The sequence below is a fragment of the Actinokineospora alba genome (genome assembly GCF_004362515.1).
GTDB lineage: Bacteria > Actinomycetota > Actinomycetes > Mycobacteriales > Pseudonocardiaceae > Actinokineospora > Actinokineospora alba.
Genome location: NZ_SNXU01000001.1, coordinates 961,201 through 982,157, shown reverse-complemented (window position 1 = coordinate 982,157; position 20,957 = coordinate 961,201). Strand labels below are relative to the sequence as shown.

The 20,957-nt window shown below is 70.7% G+C and carries 18 protein-coding genes; 7 read left to right on the top strand and 11 right to left on the bottom strand.

The genetic code is table 11. The annotated features are described in order from the left end of the window. Nucleotides 1-41 precede the first annotated feature (41 nt). Entirely contained in the window at nucleotides 42-1,493 is a 1,452-nt protein-coding gene (locus C8E96_RS04530; RefSeq protein ID WP_324187057.1) for an FAD-binding oxidoreductase, read from the top strand. Here the strand turns inward: C8E96_RS04530 and C8E96_RS04525 are convergent. After that, nucleotides 1,490-2,968 carry an aldehyde dehydrogenase family protein gene (locus C8E96_RS04525; RefSeq protein ID WP_091384138.1) on the bottom strand — a complete coding sequence of 493 codons (1,479 nt, stop codon included), beginning with the start codon at nucleotides 2,966-2,968 and terminating at the stop codon, nucleotides 1,490-1,492. The two genes, C8E96_RS04530 and C8E96_RS04525, sit on opposite strands and share 4 nt — an antisense overlap. Before the next feature lie 268 nt (nucleotides 2,969-3,236). On the opposite strand from C8E96_RS04525, the gene guaA reads away from it, so the two are divergent. Further along, nucleotides 3,237-4,793, top strand: a complete 1,557-nt coding sequence (gene guaA, locus C8E96_RS04520; protein WP_091384137.1) for a glutamine-hydrolyzing GMP synthase — start codon at nucleotides 3,237-3,239, stop codon at nucleotides 4,791-4,793. A 394-nt stretch (nucleotides 4,794-5,187) separates the two neighbouring features. On the opposite strand, the gene C8E96_RS04515 is transcribed toward guaA, so the two are convergent. Beyond that, entirely contained in the window at nucleotides 5,188-5,406 is a 219-nt protein-coding gene (locus tag C8E96_RS04515; protein ID WP_091384136.1) for a hypothetical protein, read from the bottom strand. Then, the gene (locus C8E96_RS04510; RefSeq protein ID WP_228770368.1) at nucleotides 5,399-6,655 is read right to left on the bottom strand and encodes a PspC domain-containing protein; all 1,257 of its coding nucleotides are present in this window, start codon (nucleotides 6,653-6,655) and stop codon (nucleotides 5,399-5,401) included. Before C8E96_RS04510 ends, C8E96_RS04515 begins: the two co-directional genes overlap by 8 nt. A 98-nt stretch (nucleotides 6,656-6,753) precedes the next feature. Here C8E96_RS04510 and C8E96_RS04505 point away from each other — a divergent pair, with 98 nt between their 5' ends. Genes C8E96_RS04505 through C8E96_RS04495 form a run of 3 tightly spaced genes read left to right on the top strand, consistent with a single transcriptional unit; the run spans nucleotide 6,754 to nucleotide 9,621 of the window. After that, nucleotides 6,754-8,034, top strand: a complete 1,281-nt coding sequence (locus tag C8E96_RS04505; protein WP_166658216.1) for an ATP-binding protein — start codon at nucleotides 6,754-6,756, stop codon at nucleotides 8,032-8,034. Further along, a complete protein-coding gene (locus C8E96_RS04500; RefSeq protein WP_091384129.1) occupies nucleotides 8,031-8,705 on the top strand; it encodes a response regulator in 675 nt (224 codons plus the stop codon). The genes C8E96_RS04505 and C8E96_RS04500 overlap by 4 nt, the downstream gene beginning before the upstream one ends. Before the next feature lie 40 nt (nucleotides 8,706-8,745). After that, nucleotides 8,746-9,621, top strand: coding sequence for an XRE family transcriptional regulator (locus tag C8E96_RS04495; protein ID WP_228770367.1), 876 nt, complete (start codon nucleotides 8,746-8,748; stop codon nucleotides 9,619-9,621). Here the strand turns inward: C8E96_RS04495 and C8E96_RS04490 are convergent. After that, entirely contained in the window at nucleotides 9,618-10,541 is a 924-nt protein-coding gene (locus tag C8E96_RS04490; RefSeq protein ID WP_407642601.1) for a DMT family transporter, read from the bottom strand. The two genes, C8E96_RS04495 and C8E96_RS04490, sit on opposite strands and share 4 nt — an antisense overlap. 94 nt (nucleotides 10,542-10,635) lie before the next feature. On the opposite strand from C8E96_RS04490, the gene C8E96_RS04485 reads away from it, so the two are divergent. Beyond that, nucleotides 10,636-11,535, top strand: a complete 900-nt coding sequence (locus C8E96_RS04485) for a LysR family transcriptional regulator (protein WP_091384126.1) — start codon at nucleotides 10,636-10,638, stop codon at nucleotides 11,533-11,535. On the opposite strand, the gene C8E96_RS04480 is transcribed toward C8E96_RS04485, so the two are convergent. From C8E96_RS04480 to C8E96_RS04450, 7 genes are all read right to left on the bottom strand, one after another. After that, nucleotides 11,536-13,245, bottom strand: a complete 1,710-nt coding sequence (locus C8E96_RS04480) for a serine/threonine-protein kinase (protein ID WP_091384125.1) — start codon at nucleotides 13,243-13,245, stop codon at nucleotides 11,536-11,538. 13 nt (nucleotides 13,246-13,258) lie between these two features. Next, nucleotides 13,259-14,569: a serine/threonine-protein kinase gene (locus C8E96_RS34450; protein WP_091384121.1), complete on the bottom strand. Its 1,311-nt coding sequence runs from the start codon at nucleotides 14,567-14,569 to the stop codon at nucleotides 13,259-13,261. Between the two features lie 241 nt (nucleotides 14,570-14,810). Next, nucleotides 14,811-15,626 carry a hypothetical protein gene (locus C8E96_RS04470; RefSeq protein ID WP_091384119.1) on the bottom strand — a complete coding sequence of 272 codons (816 nt, stop codon included), beginning with the start codon at nucleotides 15,624-15,626 and terminating at the stop codon, nucleotides 14,811-14,813. Nucleotides 15,627-15,763: 137 nt separating this feature from the next. Then, entirely contained in the window at nucleotides 15,764-16,684 is a 921-nt protein-coding gene (locus C8E96_RS04465) for a hypothetical protein (RefSeq protein WP_133794165.1), read from the bottom strand. A gap of 57 nt (nucleotides 16,685-16,741) precedes the next feature. Beyond that, nucleotides 16,742-17,428, bottom strand: coding sequence for a PIG-L deacetylase family protein (locus C8E96_RS04460; RefSeq protein WP_228770366.1), 687 nt, complete (start codon nucleotides 17,426-17,428; stop codon nucleotides 16,742-16,744). Nucleotides 17,429-17,578: 150 nt separating this feature from the next. Further along, a complete protein-coding gene (locus tag C8E96_RS04455) occupies nucleotides 17,579-17,887 on the bottom strand; it encodes a hypothetical protein (protein WP_091384109.1) in 309 nt (102 codons plus the stop codon). A 67-nt stretch (nucleotides 17,888-17,954) separates the two neighbouring features. After that, nucleotides 17,955-18,239, bottom strand: coding sequence for a chorismate mutase (locus C8E96_RS04450; protein ID WP_091384107.1), 285 nt, complete (start codon nucleotides 18,237-18,239; stop codon nucleotides 17,955-17,957). 258 nt (nucleotides 18,240-18,497) lie between these two features. Here C8E96_RS04450 and pcrA point away from each other — a divergent pair, with 258 nt between their 5' ends. After that, nucleotides 18,498-20,852: a DNA helicase PcrA gene (pcrA, locus tag C8E96_RS04445; protein ID WP_091384105.1), complete on the top strand. Its 2,355-nt coding sequence runs from the start codon at nucleotides 18,498-18,500 to the stop codon at nucleotides 20,850-20,852. The last annotated feature ends 105 nt before the right edge of the window (nucleotides 20,853-20,957 follow it).

Sequence of the window (20,957 nt, the reverse complement as noted above, 5' to 3'; positions counted from 1 at the left end):
GTTTGGGGATCAACAGGCGCACGCTTTTCTGGGCTGCCGGGGTGGGAGCAGCGACCGCCGCCTGCTCCAAACCAGCCACCCAACCACCCGCTAACCCCCCGACCCCGACCACCACAACGTCCACGGCTGGACCAACGGCGACACCTCCCGATTGGGAAGGACTCAGGCGCAAAGTCGCGGCCCTGAGCCAACCCGGTGCCCCCGACTACGACACGGCCCGCCGTTCCTACAACACCTTCTTCGACCGCAAACAGCCCGTCGCGGTCGCCACCGTCCAGACTCCCGAGCAAGTCCAGGCCTGCGTGGAGCTGGCCCGCCAGTCCCACCTCCCCATCGCCGCCCGCTGCGGCGGCCACAGCTACGCCGGCTACTCCGTCCCCGACTCCGGCCTCGTCGTCGACCTCAAAGGCATGAACAAGGTCGACCTCCAGGGCACGACCGCCACCATCGGCGCGGGCGCGCGGCTGTTCGACGTCTACACCGCCCTCGCCCAGGCGGGCCGCTGCATCCCGGCCGGGTCGTGTCCCTCCGTCGGCATCGCCGGGCTGACCCTCGGCGGCGGCGTCGGGGTGTTGTCCCGCAAATACGGTCTGACCTGCGACAAGCTGACCGCGATCCAAGTCGTCACGGCCGACGGCGTGCTCCGCGACGTCAGCGCCGACGCCGACCCGGACCTGTTCTGGGCCTTGCGCGGCGGCGGTGGCGGCAACTTCGGCATCGTCACGTCGTTCACCTTCGCCACCGACCCCGCGCCCGACCTGGTCGTCTTCCAGCTCACCTTCCCCGCCGGGGCCGCCCCCGCGGTCGTCGGGGCGTGGCAGAACTGGGTGGCGCAGGCGCCGGTCGACCTGTGGTCCAACTGCATCATCGCCGGCGGCTCCCCGCCGCACGCGAGGGTCGGCGGCGCTTTTGTCGGCTCCCAGGCGACCCTCAACCAGCTGCTCGACACCCTGGTCAGGGCCGCCGGCACCCGTCCGACGAACCGGATGGTCGGTCAGCGCCGCTACCTGGACGCGATGCGCTACTTCGGTGGCTGCACCAACCGCTCCTGCGCGCCCGAAGCCCAGCCGCGGGAGGCGTTCGTCGCGTCCTCCCGCATCCTCACCAAGCCGATCAGCGACCCCGCCGGGCTGACCAACCTCCTCCAGGGCCGCGTCGACCTGGACATGCTGCTCGACTCCCTCGGCGGCGCAGTGAGCGCGGTCAAACCCGCCGACACCGCCTTCCCACACCGCGACGCCCTGGCGACCGCGCAGATCTACCAGAAGGCCACCCCAGACGGGCAGGAAACGGCCGCCCGGGCCGTCGCCGAAGTGCGCGACGGCGTGGGCAAGCTCGGCGCACGCGGCGGGTACGTCAACTACATCGAGGCGGCCATGCCCGACTGGGGCGTCCTCTACTACGGCGCCAACCTGAGCCGCCTGCGCGCAGTCGCCCACCAGTACGACCCCGACCGGGTCTTCACCTTCGCCCAGTCGATACACCGCGCCTAAAGATCAATCCCGGACAGCACCATCGTCTGGTCCTCGGTGTAGTCGTCCATCGCCGACCGCACGCCTTCGCGCCCGGTGCCGGAGCCCTTGACCCCGCCGTACGGCATCTGGTCGGCCCGGTAGGACGGCACGTCGCCGATGACCACGCCGCCCACCTCAAGCTCCGCCGCCGCCCGGAACGCCACCCGCAGGTCGGACGTGAACACGCCCGCCTGCAGCCCGTACTCCGTGCCGTTGGCCAACTCGAACGCCTCGTCCACCGAGTTCACGACCGACACCACCAGCACCGGCCCGAACACCTCTTCGCAGCTCACCTTGGCCGTGGCAGGCACATCGATCAGCACTGTCGGCTCGATCGTCGTCCCCTTGCGGTTGCCGCCGGTCAGCACCCGGCCGCCCGCCGAGACGGCCTCGGCGATCCAGTCGGTGACCCGCGCGGCGTTGTCCTCGTCGATGACCGGCCCGACCTCGACCTCCGGGTCGTGCGGGTCCCCGGTGCGCAGCCCGGACACGGCGTCGACGAGCTTGGGCACGAAGGCGTCGGCCAGGTCCCGGTGCACGATCACCCGCTGCACCGCGATGCACGACTGCCCGCCCTGGTAGTTGCCGAACAGCGCGATCCGCTTCGCCGCGTGGTCGAGGTCGGTCCAGTCCGGGCAGATGATCGCCGCGCTGTTGCTCCCCAACTCCATCACCACGTGCTTGCGCGGCGCCGACCGCATGATTCCCCAGCCGACCTTGGTCGACCCGGTGAACGAGATCACCGGCAGCCGCGGGTCCTCCACCAGCGCCGACATCTCCGACCCGCGAACCGGCAGCACGGAGAACGCCCCGGCGGGCAGATCCGTCTCCGCCAGGATCTCCCCGAGCAGCAGAGCCGACAGCGGCGTCGCCGACGCGGGATTGATGATCACCGGCGAGCCGACGGCCAACGCGGGCGCGACCTTGTGCGCGACCAGGTTCAGCGGGAAGTTGAACGGCGCCACCGCCAGCACCGGCCCGCGCGGCCGCCGCCGGATCAGGCCCAGCCTGCCCTCGCCGTTCGCGTCGGTGTCGAGTCGCTGCAGGTCGCCGACGAACCGGCGCGCCTCCTCCGCGGCGAAGCGGAACGTCGACACCGCCCGCGCGACCTCGATCTCCGCCCACTTCAGCGGCTTGCCGTTCTCCGCGGTGATCGTCTCGGCGATCTCCTCCGACCGCTCGGCCAGCGTCCGGGACACGTGGTCCAGCGCGGCGGCGCGCACATGCGCCGGGGTGGACCGGAATTCCTTCACCACGGCCGCCGCCGCCGCGATCGCGCGCTCGACCTGGTCGGCGTCCGGCACGGACACCGTCGCCACGTCGGTGCCGTCGTACGGGTGGTGCACCTCGAGGGTCTGTCCGCTGCTCTCCGGCCTGCCCGCCACCCAGAACGGGCGCGGCTTGGCCGAGATGACATCCCCGTCATCGTCGTCTGTGATGTCGCGCGTGGTCATGTCACAACCGTAGGCCCGAGCCCTGCCCGAGGCTCGCCAAGCTACGATGGCCGTGGCTGACCGACGATGGTGGCTAGGGTTCCGCCGCTCCTACCAGGGGCGGGTCTGGTTCGAGCGCCACGGAAAACCTGCGCGGCACGGTGCGCAGGCAGGCATCTCCGGGAGAGAAACCCAGGGAGGGACCGGTCGGCACACAGTGCTGCTTGCTGTGTGCCGAGAAGGTTCCACAACCCCTTCCCGGCTTCCGGCAACTGACGGAAGGTAGCCAATGACTGACACCCGACCCGTTCTGGTGGTCGACTTCGGCGCGCAGTACGCGCAGCTGATCGCCCGCCGGGTCCGCGAGGCCCAGGTCTACTCCGAGGTCGTCCCGCACACCGCGACCGTCGACGAGATGCTCGCGAAGAACCCCGCCGCCATCGTCCTGTCCGGCGGCCCGTCGAGCGTCTACGCCGAGGGCGCCCCCAAGGTCGACCCGGCCCTGTTCGAGGCGGGCGTCCCCGTCTTCGGCATCTGCTACGGCTTCCAGGCCATGGCGGGCGCGCTCGGCGGCACCGTCGAGCACACCGGCACCCGCGAGTTCGGCCGCACCGACCTCAACGCGACCGGCGGTGAACTCCATGACGACCTGCCCGCGCGCCACCCGGTGTGGATGAGCCACGGCGACTGCGTGACCAAGGCCCCCGAGGGCTTCACCGTCACCGCGTCCTCCGAGGGCGCCCCCGTGGCCGCGTTCGAGAACGTCGAGCGCCGCTTCGCGGGCGTGCAGTACCACCCGGAGGTCGCGCACTCCCCGCACGGCCAAGAGGTTCTTCGCCGCTTCCTGCACGACATCGCCGGTGTCCGTCCACAGTGGACGACGTCGTCGATCGTCGAGGAGCAGGTCGCGCGCATCCGCGAGCAGGTCGGCGACGGCAAGGCGATCTGCGGCCTGTCCGGCGGCGTGGACTCCGCGGTCGCCGCGGCCCTGGTCCACCGCGCCATCGGCGACCGGCTGACCTGCGTCTTCGTCGACCACGGTCTGCTTCGCGCGGGGGAGCGCGCCCAGGTCGAGCGCGACTACGTCACCGCGACCGGCGTCCGGCTGGTCACGGTCGACGCCCGCGAGCGCTTCCTCGACGCGCTGGCCGGGGTCACCGACCCCGAGGAGAAGCGCAAGATCATCGGCCGCGAGTTCATCCGGGTCTTTGAGCAGGCCGAGCTCGACCTGCAGGCCGAGGCGGGCGGCGACAAGTACCGCTTCCTGGTCCAGGGCACCCTCTACCCCGACGTCGTCGAGTCCGGCGGCGGCGCGGGCGCGGCCAACATCAAGAGCCACCACAACGTCGGCGGCCTGCCCGACGACCTCGACTTCGAGCTGGTCGAGCCGCTGCGCGCGCTGTTCAAGGACGAGGTCCGCCGGGTCGGACTCGAGCTGGGCCTGCCCGAGACGATCGTGCACCGCCAGCCGTTCCCCGGGCCGGGCCTGGGCATCCGGATCATCGGCGAGGTCAACGCCACGAACCTGGAGATCCTGCGGTCGGCCGACGCGATCGCCCGCGAGGAACTCACCGCCGCCGGTCTCGACCGCGACATCTGGCAGTGCCCGGTCGTGCTGCTCGCCGACGTCCGCAGCGTCGGCGTCCAGGGCGACGGGCGCACCTACGGCCACCCGGTCGTGCTGCGCCCGGTGTCGAGCGAGGACGCGATGACCGCCGACTGGACGCGCCTGCCCTACGACGTCCTGGAGCGCGTGTCGACCCGCATCACCAACGAGGTTGCCGAGGTCAACCGGGTCGTGCTCGACGTGACGAGCAAGCCGCCGGGCACCATCGAGTGGGAGTAGAACGTCGAACGGCCCGGTCGTGAGACCGGGCCGTTCGCGTGTGAGTGGCTATCTGTCCGCCTACTTGTTCTTGCCGTTGCGAAGTGAGTGAAGTCTGGTGAGCTCACCGCTCGCAGCCCACCGTTACCAGCGGGCGGTCCTCGCCTTACCCGGTCGCCCGGTGCGGGGTAGACGCTTCACAGGCGATTGCCTGGCCAGGCCAGGGCTGACATCGCCTCCACGTCCGTTTTGCGTCTCCCGGCCACTCCGGGCGACGTAGCTGCCGGACGGGACACCCGAACCGGCAGCCGACAGATTTCGAAACGACAAGATTCCAGTCACGGGACCAGTGGCTTGGTTTTCGCCGCCATCGAAGACGCTAGCGGCAGGCACCGACAATCTCTGTCGCACGGCATTACTCACTCGACCCATGACGGTTCTTGCCCCGCATGGTCGATCCCAGCAGCAGCGTCAGCCCGCCGAGGACCGCAACTCCCGCGATGAGCCACCGCGCGTCCGGCAGGGCGTTCCAGATGGCGCCGTCGGTCAGCACGAACGCCGACACCAGCAGCGTGGCGATCCCGGCGATCAGGGCCAATGGGTCAAACCGCTTCCCGCATGACTGCTCAGCCACGACGCACCTCCACGCTTCCCGGTCCACTGACGATCGCGTCGAGCTCGATGACCAGACCACCCTTGCCGTCAGGTCCCAGATCGACGGTGGTGACCTTCGAATCCGGACCGTTGCGCTCCTCGTTCAGGCACTTCACCGAGCCCACTCCGGCGGAGCACTTCACCGTGACGTCCGCCGTCTCCGGCACGATCACCGTCACGTCGCCGACGTCGACCTTCGCCTTCGTCTTCACCTCGCCGCTCGTGGGCAGCTCCCGCAGGTCCAGGTTCACCGAGCCCAGGTTGCGCTGGTAGCTGTTCTTCACCTGCTCGATGGTCAGCGGCCTGTCGTCCACGTCGCCGACGCCCTCCGCGGTGATCCCGGTGGGCCAGACGATGGTCATCGCGATGCCCATCGCGGCCAGCGGAACCGCCAGCCCGATCAGCCCCCGACCGCCGCCGCTGAACGCACCGGCCACCAAGCCGAGGCCGAGAATTCCCAGGACCACGCCGATCCCGTGCTGGAAGGTCAGCCAGCCACCGGTGTCCGGCCCGAGGATCACCCCGACGCCGACCGCGAGCAGCACGAACGCCATGGTCACCAAGCCGACCTTGGACCGCCGCCTGCGCGGCGCGGGCGGCTGCGGGTCGGGCTCGCGCAGGCTCGGCTCCGGCAGGTCCCACGCGAACGGCGCGGCGCCCAGCGGATCCCAGGCGGGCGGCTGCTGCTGCTGCTGCTGTGCCTCGTAACCGGGGTTGATCGGATCCCACACAACGGTCGGGCCCGTCTCCATCTCCGACGTCTGCGCCGTGGCCGGGGGCCGGGCGGCACCCAGGTGCGACCGGTGCCGGTGCAGCAGGAACAGCGACCCGCCGATGAGCGCGACGGCGATGAACCCGCTGAAGTCGCGGTCGAAGAACCACCAGAACGCCGGGAACATCGCCACGCAGAGCGCCACGGTGAACGCCGCCGAACTGGAGCTGCGGCCGTGCCCCGCGAGCGCCTCGATGGGGGAGGCCTCGTCGTCCTCCTCGGCCAGGAACAGCCAGCCGAGCAGGTAGGCGAGCACGCCCGCCCCGCCATAGAAGGTCGCGACCACGAAGGCCACCCGGACGATGACCGGATCGATGCCGTATCGGGCGCCGATGCCCGCGGCGACGCCCGCCACCTTGCGGCCCTGTCGAGGCCGCCGAGGGCGGGTCGCCCAGAAGTCTTTGAGCGTGTCCTCCACGCTCGGTGCGCTGTGCGCTTTAGTCGATTCGCCACTCACAAGGGAAAGCATGGCCGCCGGGCCGGGCCCCGCACATCCGGGAACGACCCTGACTTCGGCTTCAGGGTGGATCCCCGATGTGGCCCTGGCTTGCGCATGTGAGCATTCTTGGTGTGGAAGCACAGATCCTCGAGGAGGTCGACGCGGACCAGCAGCGGGCTCAGTCGAACACGGTGGCGGTGCCGGACCAGGTCCGGCTGCATCGCCGCCGGTCCGGGCGCGCGGTCGCGGGCGTCGCGGGCGGTGTCGCCGACCACCTCGGCGTCGACGTGCTGTGGGTGCGGATCGCCTTCGCCCTGCTCGCCTCGCTCGGCGGCGCGGGCGTGCTCGCGTATGGCCTGCTCTGGATCTTCGCGCCGCAGCAGCCTGACGACGCTCGGTCCATCTCGACCAGGGAACGCCAGCAGGCCTACGGCCTGATCGCGCTCGGCGCCGGCCTCACCGTCGGCGCGGGCACGCTGTCCGGTGTCGTCAGCGGCTGGGTCGCGGGCGGCATCGGGGTCGCCCTCGTCGGCGCCGCCGTCGTCTGGCGGGAGGCCGACCAGTCGCAGCGCCGCCGGGCCAAGGGCGCCCTGCTCGGCGCCGGTGGCAGGCCCGCGCTGTTCCGGGTGCTGACCGGCGCGACCCTGGTGATCACCGGCATCGTGCTGTTCCTGATCAGCAGCATCGGCCTCAACCAGGTGCAGTTCACCCTGCTCGCGGTGCTCGCCGCCCTGATCGGCGTCGGTGTGCTGACCGTCCCGTGGTGGCTCAAGCTGGTCCGCGACCTCGGCGAGGAGCGGCGGGCCCGCATCCGCACCGAGGAGCGCGCCGAGATCGCCGCACACCTGCACGACTCCGTGCTGCAGACCCTCGCCCTGATCCAGAAGCAGGCGGAGGCCCCGCGCGAGGTCCTGCGGCTGGCCCGCGGCCAGGAGCGGCAGCTGCGCAGCTGGCTCTACGGCCCGTCCGGCTACGGCCGCGCGGTCGACGGCCTGGCCCACGGCACGCTCTCCGACGCCGTCGCGCGCGCGGCGGGCGAGGTGGAGGACACCTTCGCGATCAAGGTCAGCCATGTCGTCGTCGGCGACTGCGAACTCGACGAGCGCCTGGTGGCCGTGGTCATGGCGGCCCGGGAGGCGATGGTCAACGCGGCCAAGCACGCCGGGGTCGCCGAGGTGTCGGTCTACGCCGAGGTCGAGCCCGAGACGGTCACCGTGTTCGTCCGCGACCGGGGCAACGGGTTCGACCCGGACACCGTTCCCGATGACCGGCATGGGCTCGCCGACTCGATCAGGGGCAGGATGGAACGCAACGGTGGTGAGATCCGGCTGCGAACCGCGCCCGGGGACGGCACCGAGGTCCAGCTCAACATGCCGCGCGCGAAGGTGACCACATGACCGAAGAGACCCAGTCCCGCCAGCCCGTGCGCGTGTTCCTGGTGGACGACCACAGCATGTTCCGGGCGGGTGTGCGCGCCGAACTCGACACGATCACCGACGACATCGAGGTGGTCGGCGAGGCGGGCACGGTCGGCGAGGCCGTCGCCGGGATCGGCCACCTCAAGCCCGACGTGGTCCTGCTCGACGTGCACATGCCCGACGGCGGGGGCGCCGAGGTGCTGCGCCAGTCCCGCAAGGCCACCCCCGACGTGGTGTTCCTCGCGCTGTCGGTGTCCGACGCCGCCGAGGACGTCATCGCGGTGATCCGCGCGGGTGCCCGCGGCTACGTGACCAAGACGATCTCCAGCCAGGAACTCGCCAAGGCGGTCGTGCGGGTCGCCGACGGCGACGCGGTGTTCTCCCCGCGGCTGGCAGGCTTCGTCCTCGACGCCTTCGCCGACCGCCCGGGCGCGGCGCCGATCAGCGACCCGGAACTCGACCTGCTGACCCCGCGCGAACGCGACGTGCTGCGCCTGTTGGCCCGCGGCTACGCCTACAAGGAGATCGCCGCGGAGCTGTTCATCTCGGTGAAGACAGTGGAGACCCACGTGTCCAGCGTCCTGCGTAAGACGCAGCTGTCGAACCGCTACGAGCTGTCCCGCTGGGCGTCCGACCGAAGGCTCGTCTGACCGCTTTTCGGGCCATGGACGCGACGGTTAACGTGTGCTGGTGAGTGACTCCGCCTTCGCCACCGCCCTTCGTGAGGCGATCCGGGCTCGCGGAATCAGCATGGAGCGGATCCGCGACCGGCTGCGGGAGCGCGGCACGCCGGTCAGCGTCGCCACCCTGAGCTACTGGCAGTCCGGCCGCAGCCAGCCCGAACGCCAGTCGTCCCTCGTCGCTGTCGGACACCTAGAGCAGGTCTTGGAGCTGGACGCGGGCGCGCTTATCAGCTTGTTGGGGGCGCCCAGGCCCCGCGGCCGTGCGGCCACCCGGGAGGTGATCGGCTTCGGCGAGCTGTGGCCCGAGCCGCTGAACAACGTGCTGACCGACGTCGACACGAGCTGGGACACCCGGCTGAGCCGGGTCAGCCTGCACGACCGCGTCGAGATCGGCCCGGACCGCACCGAACGCACCCAGTCGATCCGCCAGGTGCTGCGCGCCGAGGAGGACGGCGTCGACCGGTGGGTGGGGATCTTCGAGGTCGACGAGCCCGGCACCCCGCTCCCGGTGACGCGCGCGGTCTGGAACTGCCGGATCGGCACGGTCAGCGTCGATCTCGAAGCGGGCCTGAGCGTCACCGAACTGGTCTTCCCCAAACCGCTCGCGCGCGGGGAGACGATCCTTACCGAGCACGCGCTCGACAACCCGCCACCGCAGCCGCAGTCGGTCATGTACGAACGCCGGTGCAGGCTGCCGGTGAAGGAACTGCTGCTGGAGATCCGGTTCGATCCGTCGGCGCTGCCCAGCAAGTGCGTGCACTACACGGTGGTCGACGGCCACGAACGCCCCCGCGTCCTGACGTTGGACGCCGAGGGGTCCGTGCACGCCCTGGCCAACGACTTCGGCCCCGGCCGCTTCGGCATCCGCTGGGAGTGGGACTAAGTCGCGAGCGCGGGAACCGGTGCGACCGGGACCAACGCCGGCTTGCGTTGCCAGCGCGTCATTCCCACACCGATCAGCACCACGACCATGCCCGCGACCACCCGCGGCGTGATCTGCTCGCCGAGCGCGACCGCGCCCAGCAGCACGGAGACGACCGGCAGCAGATAGCCGACCGTGGTGGCGTTCGTCGCGCCCACGTCGGCGATCAGCCGGTAGTTGAGCGCGAACGCGAAGCCGGTGCCGAACACCCCGAGGATGCCCACCGCGATCAGGGCCGTGGCGTTGAGGTCGACCGGCTGCAGTCCGCCGACCGGCACGGCGACGGCGGTCAGACCGGTCGCGGTGACCAGTTGGGCCGCCGACAGCGCGATCGGAGCCGTGCCGCGGCCGGAGATCTTGCGGCCGATGTAGGCGTAGCTGACCGCGTAGCTCACGGCCGCGCCCAGGATCGCCAGGGCGTCCCAGCTGGCCACGCCCGCCTTCTCCCACGGCGCGAAGATCAGCAGCGTCCCGACGAAGCCGAGCAGCAGACCGCCGAGGCGCACCGGGCCCAGGTTGCCGCGCTCGGAGCCGATGACGATGCCGATCAGCAGCGCCCACAGCGGGGTCGTCGCGTTCAGCACCCCCGCGATACCGGTGTCGACGGTCCGCTCACCGACCGCGAACAGCACGAACGGCAGCGCGTTGCCGAAGAACGCCGCGAACACCAGGTGCGCCCACACCGTGCGGTCGGTGGGCAGCCGGTGCCGCTGCGAGTAGCAGAGGACGAGCACCACGATCGCGCCCAGGGCGCACCGCGTCACCGCGATCTGCATGGGTGACAGGCCGGTCAGCGCGAGCTTGATCCACAGGAAGCTCGATCCCCAGAGCAGGGCCAACAGGCCCATCCGCACCAACGTCGCCCGGCCACCGCTGATCACTGGCTTCCTCCCCCTGCTCGACAGCGATTACGTTGCCTGAGACAACTAGGCAGGACAAGTGAAATGTTGTGCATCGACCGTTAAGCTGAGCTACATGCTTGATGTCCGACGGATGCAGGTCCTGCGCGCGGTGGTCACCAGCGGGTCGGTCACCGCCGCGGCCACGAATCTGGGCTACACGCCCTCGGCGATCAGCCAGCAGATCGCCGCCCTGGAGAAGCAGGCCGGGCTGGCCCTGCTCGAACGGGTCGGCCGCGGCGTGCAGCCCACGGCCGCGGGCAGGCTGCTCACCGAGCACGCGGCGACCATCAGCCAGAACCTGGCCGAAGCCGAGACAGCCCTGGCCGACCTCCGCGACGGCCGCACCGGGCGGCTGGCCATCCGCTACTTCGCCACCGCCGGCGCCGCGCTCGTGCCGCCCGCACTGGCCAAGCTGCGCCGAGACCACCCGGGCGTGCAGGTCGACCTCAAGCTGATCGACCCGGAGAGCCCGCTGCCCGAGGTCGAGTCCGGCCGCGCGGACCTCGCGATCGTCGTGCATCCGCGGCAAGGCCCGCTACGCGGCGGCGTCCGGCTCATCCACCTGCTCGACGACCCGTACCGGGCCGTCCTCCCACGGGGGCACCGGCTCGCGAGCAAACGCGTCCTGGACCTCGTCGACCTCGCCGACGAGCCGTGGATCGGCAACGAGTGGCCCGCGGGCCCGTGCCTGCAGGTGATGTTCGACGCCTGCGCCGCCGCGGGTTTCAGCCCGAACCTCGTGGTCGAGAGCGAGGACTACACAACCGCCCAGGGCTTCGTCGCCGCCGGTCTGGGCATCAGCGTGATCCCGCAGATGGGACTGGGCAGCAGGCACCCCGGGGTGGTGGTGCGCAAGCTGCGCCGACCCGAGCCGATCCGGGCGATCCACGCCGCCGTGCGCGAGTCGTCGATGAGCCAGCCCGCCCTGCGCGATCTGATCGAGGCGCTGCGGGAAGCCGCCGAGTCGCGCTGATCAGCCGTCGGAGCGACCGCGGCGGGCGAAGTTGTCGATCATGATGGTGCCGTTGACCTCGGTCATGACCCACGTGTACCGCTCGGTCGCACCCTTGCCGTCCTTGCTGAACCGGACGTCGCCCTCGATTTTGTTGTCCTCGGCTTTCGCCGATAACAGCTCCACCTTGTCCATCGCTTCGTAGAACTTCTTGAAGCTCTCGTACCCACTGGACTTGGCTCGCGCGCGCTCGGTGAGCAGCGCCCACGCCGCCTCCGGGTTGTCGGGCAGCAGCGCGTAGTAGGCCCGCAGGGCCTCCTCGTACTGCGCCGCGGTCGGTTTGTCCGGCGTCGTGGTCGTCGTGGTGGTGGTCGGCTCAGTCGTCGTGGTGGTCGGCTTCGTGGTGGTGACCTTGCTCGTCGTCACCGGGACGGGCTTCGTGGTGGGGGCAGCCTTCGGCGGATTGTTGTTGGTCAGCAGGCTGGCCACCAGGATCCCGATCAGCGCGGCGCCGATGATCGCCAGCACGGTCAGGATGATCGAGCGGGCGTCGTGCTTGCGCGTGGGCTCCGGCCGCCGTGCGGCGGGCCGGGACCCACCAGGGGGCGTGCGCGGACCTTGCGGGCGCGGCCCTCCGCCCGGAGGCGTGCGGGGCCCGGAACCACCTGGAGGAGTGCGCGGACCCGACGACATGGCCGACATCCGCTGCGGCTCGGCCCGGTTCATCGGCCCCGACGGGTGCGGCTCGGCGAACGGGTTGACGTCGAGCCGGGTGCCGGGCGGGAAGCCGCCCGCGGGCGTGGGTGGCGGGCCCATTGGGCGCTGCTGCTGCGGGGGCTGTTGCTGTTGCTGTTGCGGCTTGGGGTACGGGTCGGTCCGCTGGTTCGCCAAGGCGATCGACGGCAGCGGCTTGCCCGCGGCGACCGCCGCCAGCGCGTCCCGCGCCGCCGTCATCGTCGGCCGCTCGTTCGGGTCGGCGCGCAGCAGCTGCATCAGCAGCGCGGTGAGCACACCGGCCTGCCGTGGCGGCTGCACCTTGCCCGCCGCGACGGCGTACAGCAGCGCCAGGGTGTTCTCACTCAGCCCGAACGGCGAATGCCCCTCGACCGCGGTGTACAGCGTCGAACCCAGGGAGAACACGTCGGCGGCCGACGTCGGGTTCTCGCCCTTGGCCACCTCCGGTGCCAAGTAGGCGGGGGTGCCCGCGAGCATCCCGGTCGCGGTGACGGTGATGTCGCCGGTCGCCCGGGAGATGCCGAAGTCGGTGATCTTGACCGTGCCGTCCTCGCCGAGCAGGACGTTGGCGGGCTTGACGTCGCGGTGCACGATCCCGGCCGCGTGCGCGGCCACCAGGGCCGCGGCGATCTGCGATCCGATCCGGGCGGCCTCGACCGGGGCGAGGTACTCGCGCTCGTTGAGCACCGTCGCCAGGCTCTTCGACGGCAGGTACTCCATGATCAGCCACGGCTCGCCGTCGTGTTCGGCGACGTCGTAGACGGTGATCGCGTTCGGATGGGCGAGCCGGGCCGCGATCCGGCCCTCCCGCATCGCCCGCTGCCGCGCCTCTTCGGCCTGCTCGGCCGACAGACCGGGCTGGGAGAGCAGTTGCTTCACGGCGACGGTGCGGTGCAGCCGGTCGTCGTGCGCCTGCCAGACCACTCCCATGGCGCCGCTGCCGATGCGGGAACCAAGCCGGTAGCGCCCGGCGACCATGACCTGCTCGTCGGTCATCGGGGCTCCTGAATCAGCGGGTCGTCGTGACCGCGACGGGTTCCGAGGAAGTCGTCGTTGTCGTCGTCGTCGGGTTCGAGGACGGAGTGACCGTATCCGAGGTCGATGTGGGGTTGCTCGGCGCAGTCGTGGTCGTTGTGGTGGGTGTCACCGAGCTGGAGTCCTTGGCGGATGTGGACGTCGGCGTCGGGTTCACCTTCACCGGCGGCTTCACCGAGGTCAGCTCCGGTTCCACGAACGACGTCACCGTGACCGTCGACGACGGCACGTTGTTGAGCCGGGTCGGGCCGTCGTTGATCTGGTCGGCGGCGCCGCGGTTGTTGAGCACCATCCACGCGCCCAGGGCCAGCGCGACCGTGACCGCGGCGCTGGCGAACACCAGCGGCTTGGCCGACTTGCCGGTCGGCTCGGGCTGCTCGCGCTCACCGGTGGGGCCGGTGGCGACCACCAGCCGTGTGGCCACGTCGGGCTCAGCCGCGGCGAGCTTCGGCAGGTTGGGCTCCTCGCCCCGCGCCACCGTCGCCAGCAGGTCCCGCGCGCGACCGGCGCTGGGCCGGTCCTCGACCTCGGAGGCCAGCAGCGCCATCAGCACGCCGGTAAGCGCGCCGGACTGCTTCGGCTCCTTCACCTTGCCGGACGCGACGGCGTGCAACAGCCCCAGCGTGTTCTCGGAGAGCCCGAACGGGGGCTCGCCCTCGGCGGCGGCGTAGAGCGTCGAGCCGAGGGAGAACACGTCGGAGGCGGCCGAGGGCTCGCGGCCGATCGCCACCTCGGGGGCCAGGTACGCGGGCGTGCCCGCGATCAGGCCGGTCTTGGTGACCGTGACGTCGTCGGTGGCCCGGGAGATGCCGAAGTCGGTGATCTTCACCGAGCCGTCGTCGCCGAGCAGGATGTTTCCGGGCTTGATGTCGCGGTGCACGATGCCGGCGGCGTGCGCGGCGGCGAGCGCGGCCGCGACCTGGCTGCCGATCCGGGCGACCTCGACCGGGTTCATCGGCCCGTCGTCGGACAGCGCGATGGCCAGGCTGACCGACGGCAGGTACTCCATGATCAGGCAGGGCACGCCGTCCTCGTCGACCACGTCGAACACCGCGATGGCGTTCGGGTGGTGCAGGCGCGCGGCGATGCGTCCCTCGCGCAGACAGCGCGCGACGGCCTCATCGGCTTCCTCGGGCGGCAGGCCGGGCGGCAGCAGCAGCTTCTTGACCGCGACCGAGCGGCTCAGCCGCTCGTCGACGGCCCGCCAGACCACGCCCATGGCGCCGCTGCCGATGCGTTCGACCAGCCGGTAGCGCCCGGCGACCAGCCGGCCCTCGTCGCTCATCCCGACCGGAACCTCCCTCGCCCACGAAGCGCCTCGTGGGGTTCACGTCGCACGCGCAGGGTGCGCGCCATCGGCCTGACCAGGGAACCAGCGCGGACGACGCGGTGGGATCCAAGTGCCCGACCGTTCAAGGCTAGGCGTTAACGCTGCGCGCACAAACGCAGCCCTGTTCCCCCGGAGCCCCGATGCAGCGGCTACATATTGTCACAGGAGGGCGTCGAATTGGGCCGTTCGTGGCGAACTAGTTGAGTTGAGCCGACAGCAGCTCGGCTCCGATGATCCGCTGCGGGACGGTGTCGCCCACCGTCAGCAGCTGCTTGATCCGCAGCTGGGAGCCGCCGATCAGGTGCATCCGGACGACCGCGACGACGCCGTCGGCCTGCTCGACGACCTCGAGCACCTCCACCTTGCTCACCCTGGACCACGAACCGAGGAACTGGCCGAGCGTCGTGGTGAAGACGTCGCTCGAGAGCAGGGCGTAGGCCCGACTCGGGTCGCTTTCGATGAGCCGGTAGTACTCGATGACCAGTTCGCGGTTGGTCGTCTTGGGCCGCACCTGCTCCGGGATCGGCACCCGCTGCGGGGTGTCGCCCGACGCGGCGCGGTCCGCGCCCTGGGCGCCGCTGTGGGTCCCGCCGGTGCGCGCGGGCGGAATCGCGGGTCCCACGTCCTGCCCCTTGTTCAGGGTCGCGGACGCGCTGCCGGTCTTCGGGTCGGGCAGCCGCGCCCCGGCGACCGCGCGGTTGAGCTCGTCGGGCAGGAGGGCGCGCTCGCCGGTGATCTGGTTGCTGGGCCGGGCGCTCGCGTCGGCCGCCTCACGGTCACGGGTGATCACGGTGGCGGCGGCCACGGCCCCGCACAGCGTCGCCGTGGCCACGCTCAGCACGGCGATCTTCGCCATCGTCGCGGCGCGCGACTGCGGCGGCCGGTGCGAGGTCGGCTCGTGCGGCACGAGGTCATCGATGTCGGCGGGCAGCTCGATCCGCTTGCCGATCAGCTCGGTGACGTGAACGGAACCGGAGCGGACGTGCCGCTTGCCGGTCGTCGGACGATCCACTGACGCTTCCTCCGCCTGAGTTTCGCTGTTCGGGGCAACTCGTACCGTGCCGCTGCTGCCCTACACCACTCTTTCTCGGCTGATCACCCGATCGAGGCGATAGGCGGCGCCAAGATTCACTCAATAGGAGTAACCAGTCACCCCGTGCGAGTGTCGCTGGTGATCTTCGGGTCACTGCTATAGGTGAAAACAAGCTCACGTTCTTCGGTGACGACGCTGCCGTCCTTGCGGATGAGCCGCAGCGTCGAGAACGTCTTCGACCGGTTGGCGTCGATGGTCATCCGCTGCACCTCGATCCGGGTGACATCGGCGTAGCGCCGCTCCAGTTCCTCCTGGCCGTCGTAGCGGGCCTGGCCGGTGGTCATCGAGTACGCCGCGTCCGGGTCCTGCGTGACCTGGGCGAAATAGGTCTCGGTCCGGTCGCCGATCTTCTCCGGGTCGGCCACCGGACCCACCAGCACCGGTGTCTGCACCGTCGTGCGGGTCGGAGAGGCGGCGGCCGTCGTCGTCGGGGGCGCCGCGGTCGGAGTCGCGGCCGGTGGCGCCTGCGTGGGTCGGCCGGGAGGCGGCGCGGTGAGCTGCTGGCGGTCCGACGGCTTGGCCGACGCGGTCGTGGGCGCCGCGCTGCTCGGAGCGGGCGCGGACGGGCGTTCCGACACCAGGGCGTCGCCCGGCAGCTCCAGGGGAAGCCCCGGGTAGCTGGGCAGACCCGGCAGCGCGTCCACCACCTCGGGCTTACGGGGGTTGGTGACCAGCGTGACCGCGGCGTAGGTCAAGCCGACCATCACCAGGAGCGTGGCGGCGACGGCGAACCACGCCGCGTGCCGCCAGGTGCGTGGCGGTGTGACCGAGGCCGGGATGCTCCCCAGGTCGAACTTGGCCAGGCCGGTCGCGGGCGCGTCCGGGAACAGCCCGGCGATCACCGGCAGGACGTCGGTCTCCTCCTCGGGACCGGCCGGGTGGATAGGTGTCCGCGGCGGCCGAGACGTCGCGCTAGTGCCTCGCCGGTGTCGCCCTCGGCCTGGTCCGTCCTGCGCGGTGTCCCGCCCGCTCGCCATGTGGTGGAGACTCCTGTCCTAGCCGGTCGTGACGCGGTGTCGCCGACCGATTACCGGTCAGCTGGTGTCGACGACCTGGAACTCCTCGGCCAAGTGTCCGTCGGGAAGGCCATATTTGCTGGCCACAGCGGCGAAGAAGGGCCGCATCCGCTCGTCGAGGTTCGGGTTTTCACCCACTTGGGACACGTGCGCGCGCAGCGCCGCCATCCGCTTGTCGAAGCAGTCGGTGATGTCGACCGCGTGGTTGCGCAGCGCGGATGGCCCGTCGGCCAGCCAGAGTTCGCGGACCGTCCACGGCGCCAGCCCCTCCGCTTGCAAGAGCTCGGGATGCGCGTGCCCGTTGCGCGCGTCCGGGTAGATCGCGGCGAAGGCGGCCATCCCGACGGCCCGGTGGTCCGGGTGGGCGGTGACGACCATGTCCCAGTTGATCTCGGGGGACCAGGTCAGCACCCGCTCGGGGCGGACCTGGCGGATCACCCGGGAGATGTCGCGGCGCAGCTGGATCGAGGCGACCACCGCGCCGTCGGGGTGGTCGAGGAAGGTCACCGAGCGGACGCCGAGCAAGTCGGCGGCGGCCCGCTGCTCGGCCCTCCGGGTCTCGGCGATGTCGTCGCCGCTGGCCTCACCGGACGTGCAGACGCAGTAGTGGACCTCGATGCCCGCGGCCGTCCACGTCGCCACCGTGCCCGCGGCGCCGAAGTCGACATCGTCCGGGTGCGCGGTCACGACCAGTGCCCTGCGCACTTGGGTGGATGGTGTAGCCGTACTCACTCAGCAAAGAGTAAGCCGTTGCGCAGCGTTCGTGAGCCAGGGCGCGCCACTCGTCGCGACCTCACACGTTCGGGTGAACGCGGGCTTATTTCTCTGCCGTGCGTACGAATCGACCCGTTCGAGTCACTCGCCGCTGCGGTATTTGGCCATCGTCGTCGACAGCGAACTGCCCGCGACGGCGCCGGACCCGCCCGCGACCAGGATGGCCAGAACGTCGGCGAAACCGCCGCCGCTGGTGAGCAGCCAGCCGAGCAGCGCGCCCGCGGTGGTGACACCCGCGATCGGCCACCGGCCCCGCACGTACTGCGCCACCGGCGCGCCGCTCACTCCGCGCTTGCGCGCCGCGGAGTTGAGCAGCGCCAGGTAACCCACGAAACCGAGTGCCGCGAAGAAGGCGACGATGGCCACGATGACAGCGATGAGATCGAGCATGCGCCCAGTCTGCCCGAGCGCGCGTCGAATCGACTCAGGGATCGCCCTGAGTCACCCCCTGATCTGACTACCTGCCGAGTCGGCCGCGGCCGAGGTCGAGCAGCGCCATCGCCAGCGTGCGGCCCGCGGGACCGAGTTCGCGGTAGCGCGCGACGACGTCCATCTCACGGTTGACCACGATGCGCGGTCCGCCCGCGGCCATGCGCGCGGCGCCGATCGTCTGCGAGACCTCGGCCCGGCGTTTCACCAGGCGCAGGATCTCTCGGTCCAACTCGTCGATTTCCTTGCGCAGCTCGGCGACTTCCTCGGGGGCGGGAAGCTCGATGCTGGGTTTGACCGTGTTCTCGGACATCGTGATCCTCAGCGGTTGGCGGAGATTCTCAGCTCCCGAGCGCACAAAGCCCCGGGGTCCGAGGACTCCGGGGCTTCGTGGTGGTTTTCGGTGCTATGCCACAACGGGAGCCGGAGTCCGGTTCCCGTAAAAAAACTCGTAGTGGCGCTGCACGGATCGAGTGTGACACACCGTGGCCGTGAGGTCGACCTGGTGTCCGGCCTGTGGGATCGGCACTTTTCGTCTTAGTCGGTGGCCCCCGGTACCGTTGCTCGCACGATGGAAGCACTCTTCGACCTCCCCACCACCGAGCCCGCCGCGCCCCGCCGCCAGTCCGGCTCCGCAGCGCTCCTCGACGACCTCAACGACCAGCAGCGGCGCGCCGTCGAGCACATCGGCAGCCCGCTGCTCGTGGTCGCGGGCGCGGGCTCGGGCAAGACCAGGGTGCTGACCCGGCGTATCGCGTATCTGCTCGGGGAACGCAACGTCCATCCCGGCCAGGTCATGGCGATCACCTTCACGAACAAGGCCGCGGCCGAGATGAAGGAGCGCGTCGCCGACCTCGTCGGCAGGCGGGCCAACGCGATGTGGGTGTCGACGTTCCACTCGATGTGCGTGCGGGTGCTGCGCCGCGAGGCCAAGACGCTGGGGATGACGTCGAGCTTCTCCATCTACGACGCCGACGACTCGCGTCGCCTCATCACGCTGGTCGCGCGCGACCTCGACCTCGACCCGAAGCGCTACCCGGCGCGCACGCTGTCGATCCACATCTCGAACCTCAAGAACGAGCTGATCGGCCCCGAGCAGGCGTCGTCCGCCGCGGCCAACGACCTGGAGCGCCGCGTCGCCGAGGTCTATGTGGAGTACCAGAGCAGGCTGCGCCAGGCCAACGCGATGGACTTCGACGACCTGATCATGCGCACGGTCGAGCTGCTGCAGGGTTTCCCGGACGTCGCCGAGTACTACCACCGGCGTTTCCGTCACGTCCTTGTCGACGAGTACCAGGACACCAACCACGCCCAGTACACGCTGGTGCGCGAGCTGGTCGGCCGCGGCACCGACGGCCTGCCGCCCGCCGAACTCTGCGTCGTCGGCGACGCCGACCAGTCGATCTACGCCTTCCGCGGCGCCACCATCCGCAACATCGTCGAGTTCGAGCGCGACTACCCGAACGCGACGACGGTCATGCTGGAGCAGAACTACCGCTCCACGCAGACCATCCTCAACGCCGCCAACGCGGTCATCTCGCGCAACCCGGACCGGCGCGACAAGCGCCTGTGGACCGCGCTCGGCGACGGCGAGAAGATCGTCGCCTACGTCGGCGACAACGAGCACGACGAGGCGTCGTTCGTCGCGCGCGAGATCGACCAGCTGGTCGACGCGGGCATCGCGAACAACTGCGATGTGGCCGTGTTCTACCGGACGAACAACCAGTCCCGGGTGTTCGAGGAGATCTTCATCCGGATGGGACTGCCGTACAAGGTCGTCGGCGGCGTCCGCTTCTACGAGCGGCGCGAAGTCCGGGATGCCTTGGCGTACTTGAGGGTTCTCGCGAACCCGGAGGACACGGTCAGCCTCCGCCGCATCCTCAACGTTCCTCGCCGCGGCATCGGCGACCGCGCGGAAGCGTGCGTCTCCACCCATGCCGACCGCGAGCGGATCTCCTTCGCCGCCGCGCTGAACGACGCCGCCGTGGGCAAGGTGGCGCTGCTGAACCCGCGCTCCCAGCGCGCGATCGCGGGCTTCGTCGAGCTGATCGACGGCCTGCGCCGCTTCGTCGACGACGGCCAGGACGTCGCCGAGATCCTCGACGCCGTCCTCGACCAGACCGGGTACCGCGCCGAACTCGAAGCCAGCGACGACCCGCAGGACGCCTCGCGGCTGGAGAACCTCACCGAGTTGGTGACGGTCGCCCGCGAGTTCACCGAGGCCCCAGCCGACGAGCCGCCACCGGACGCGGTCGACTCCGCCACGGTCGGCCCGGAGGCGGGCTCGCTGGCCGCCTTCCTGGAGCGCGTGTCCCTGGTGGCCGACGCCGACCAGGTGCCGGACCCGGACGACGAGTCCGGCGGCATGGTCACGCTGATGACCCTGCACACGGCCAAGGGCCTGGAATACCCGGTGGTGTTCTCCACGGGCTGGGAGGACGGCATCTTCCCGCACATGCGCGCGTTGAGCGATCCCACGGAACTCGCCGAGGAGCGCCGCCTCGCGTACGTGGGCATCACGCGCGCCCGCGAGCGCCTCTACCTGTCCCGCGCGATCGTCCGGTCGGCCTGGGGTCAGCCGATGACCAACCCGGCTTCGCGGTTCTTCGACGAGATCCCCGCGGACTTGATCGACTGGCGGCGGATGGGTCCGGACCGCTCAAGTCCGAGCCGGGCCACCACGTGGGGCTCTCGGGCCACCGGAGCGGGCCGCGCCGGGCTGCGTCCGGCGCCGTCCAAGGGCTGGCAGGACACCGCGGCGCTGACGCTGGACGTGGGCGACCGGGTCAACCACGACAAGTACGGCCTGGGCACTGTCGTCGCCACCGACGGCACCGGCCCGCGCGCGACGGCCACGATCGACTTCGGCACCGCCGGAACGATCCGCCTGATGCTGATCGGCAGCGTCCCCTTGGTGAAGCTCTAAGCCTCAGCGGCCCACTCGGTCACTCGATGGTGTCACGTTCGAACTGATGTTCGAAAATTGTCGGTCCCCTGCGGTTCACTATCCCCATGACGCAAGCAGGGGGGA

Bases quoted from the DNA above. Each gene is read 5' to 3' on its own strand.
- C8E96_RS04525 (WP_091384138.1), bottom strand. From the start codon at position 2,968: ATGACCACGCGCGACATCACAGACGACGATGACGGGGATGTCATCTCG.
- guaA (WP_091384137.1), top strand. From the start codon at position 3,237: ATGACTGACACCCGACCCGTTCTGGTGGTCGACTTCGGCGCGCAGTAC.
- C8E96_RS04500 (WP_091384129.1), top strand. From the start codon at position 8,031: ATGACCGAAGAGACCCAGTCCCGCCAGCCCGTGCGCGTGTTCCTGGTG.
- C8E96_RS04485 (WP_091384126.1), top strand. From the start codon at position 10,636: ATGCTTGATGTCCGACGGATGCAGGTCCTGCGCGCGGTGGTCACCAGC.
- C8E96_RS04480 (WP_091384125.1), bottom strand. From the start codon at position 13,245: ATGACCGACGAGCAGGTCATGGTCGCCGGGCGCTACCGGCTTGGTTCC.
- C8E96_RS34450 (WP_091384121.1), bottom strand. From the start codon at position 14,569: ATGAGCGACGAGGGCCGGCTGGTCGCCGGGCGCTACCGGCTGGTCGAA.
- C8E96_RS04465 (WP_133794165.1), bottom strand. From the start codon at position 16,684: ATGGCGAGCGGGCGGGACACCGCGCAGGACGGACCAGGCCGAGGGCGA.
- C8E96_RS04455 (WP_091384109.1), bottom strand. From the start codon at position 17,887: ATGCTCGATCTCATCGCTGTCATCGTGGCCATCGTCGCCTTCTTCGCG.
- C8E96_RS04450 (WP_091384107.1), bottom strand. From the start codon at position 18,239: ATGTCCGAGAACACGGTCAAACCCAGCATCGAGCTTCCCGCCCCCGAG.
- pcrA (WP_091384105.1), top strand. From the start codon at position 18,498: ATGGAAGCACTCTTCGACCTCCCCACCACCGAGCCCGCCGCGCCCCGC.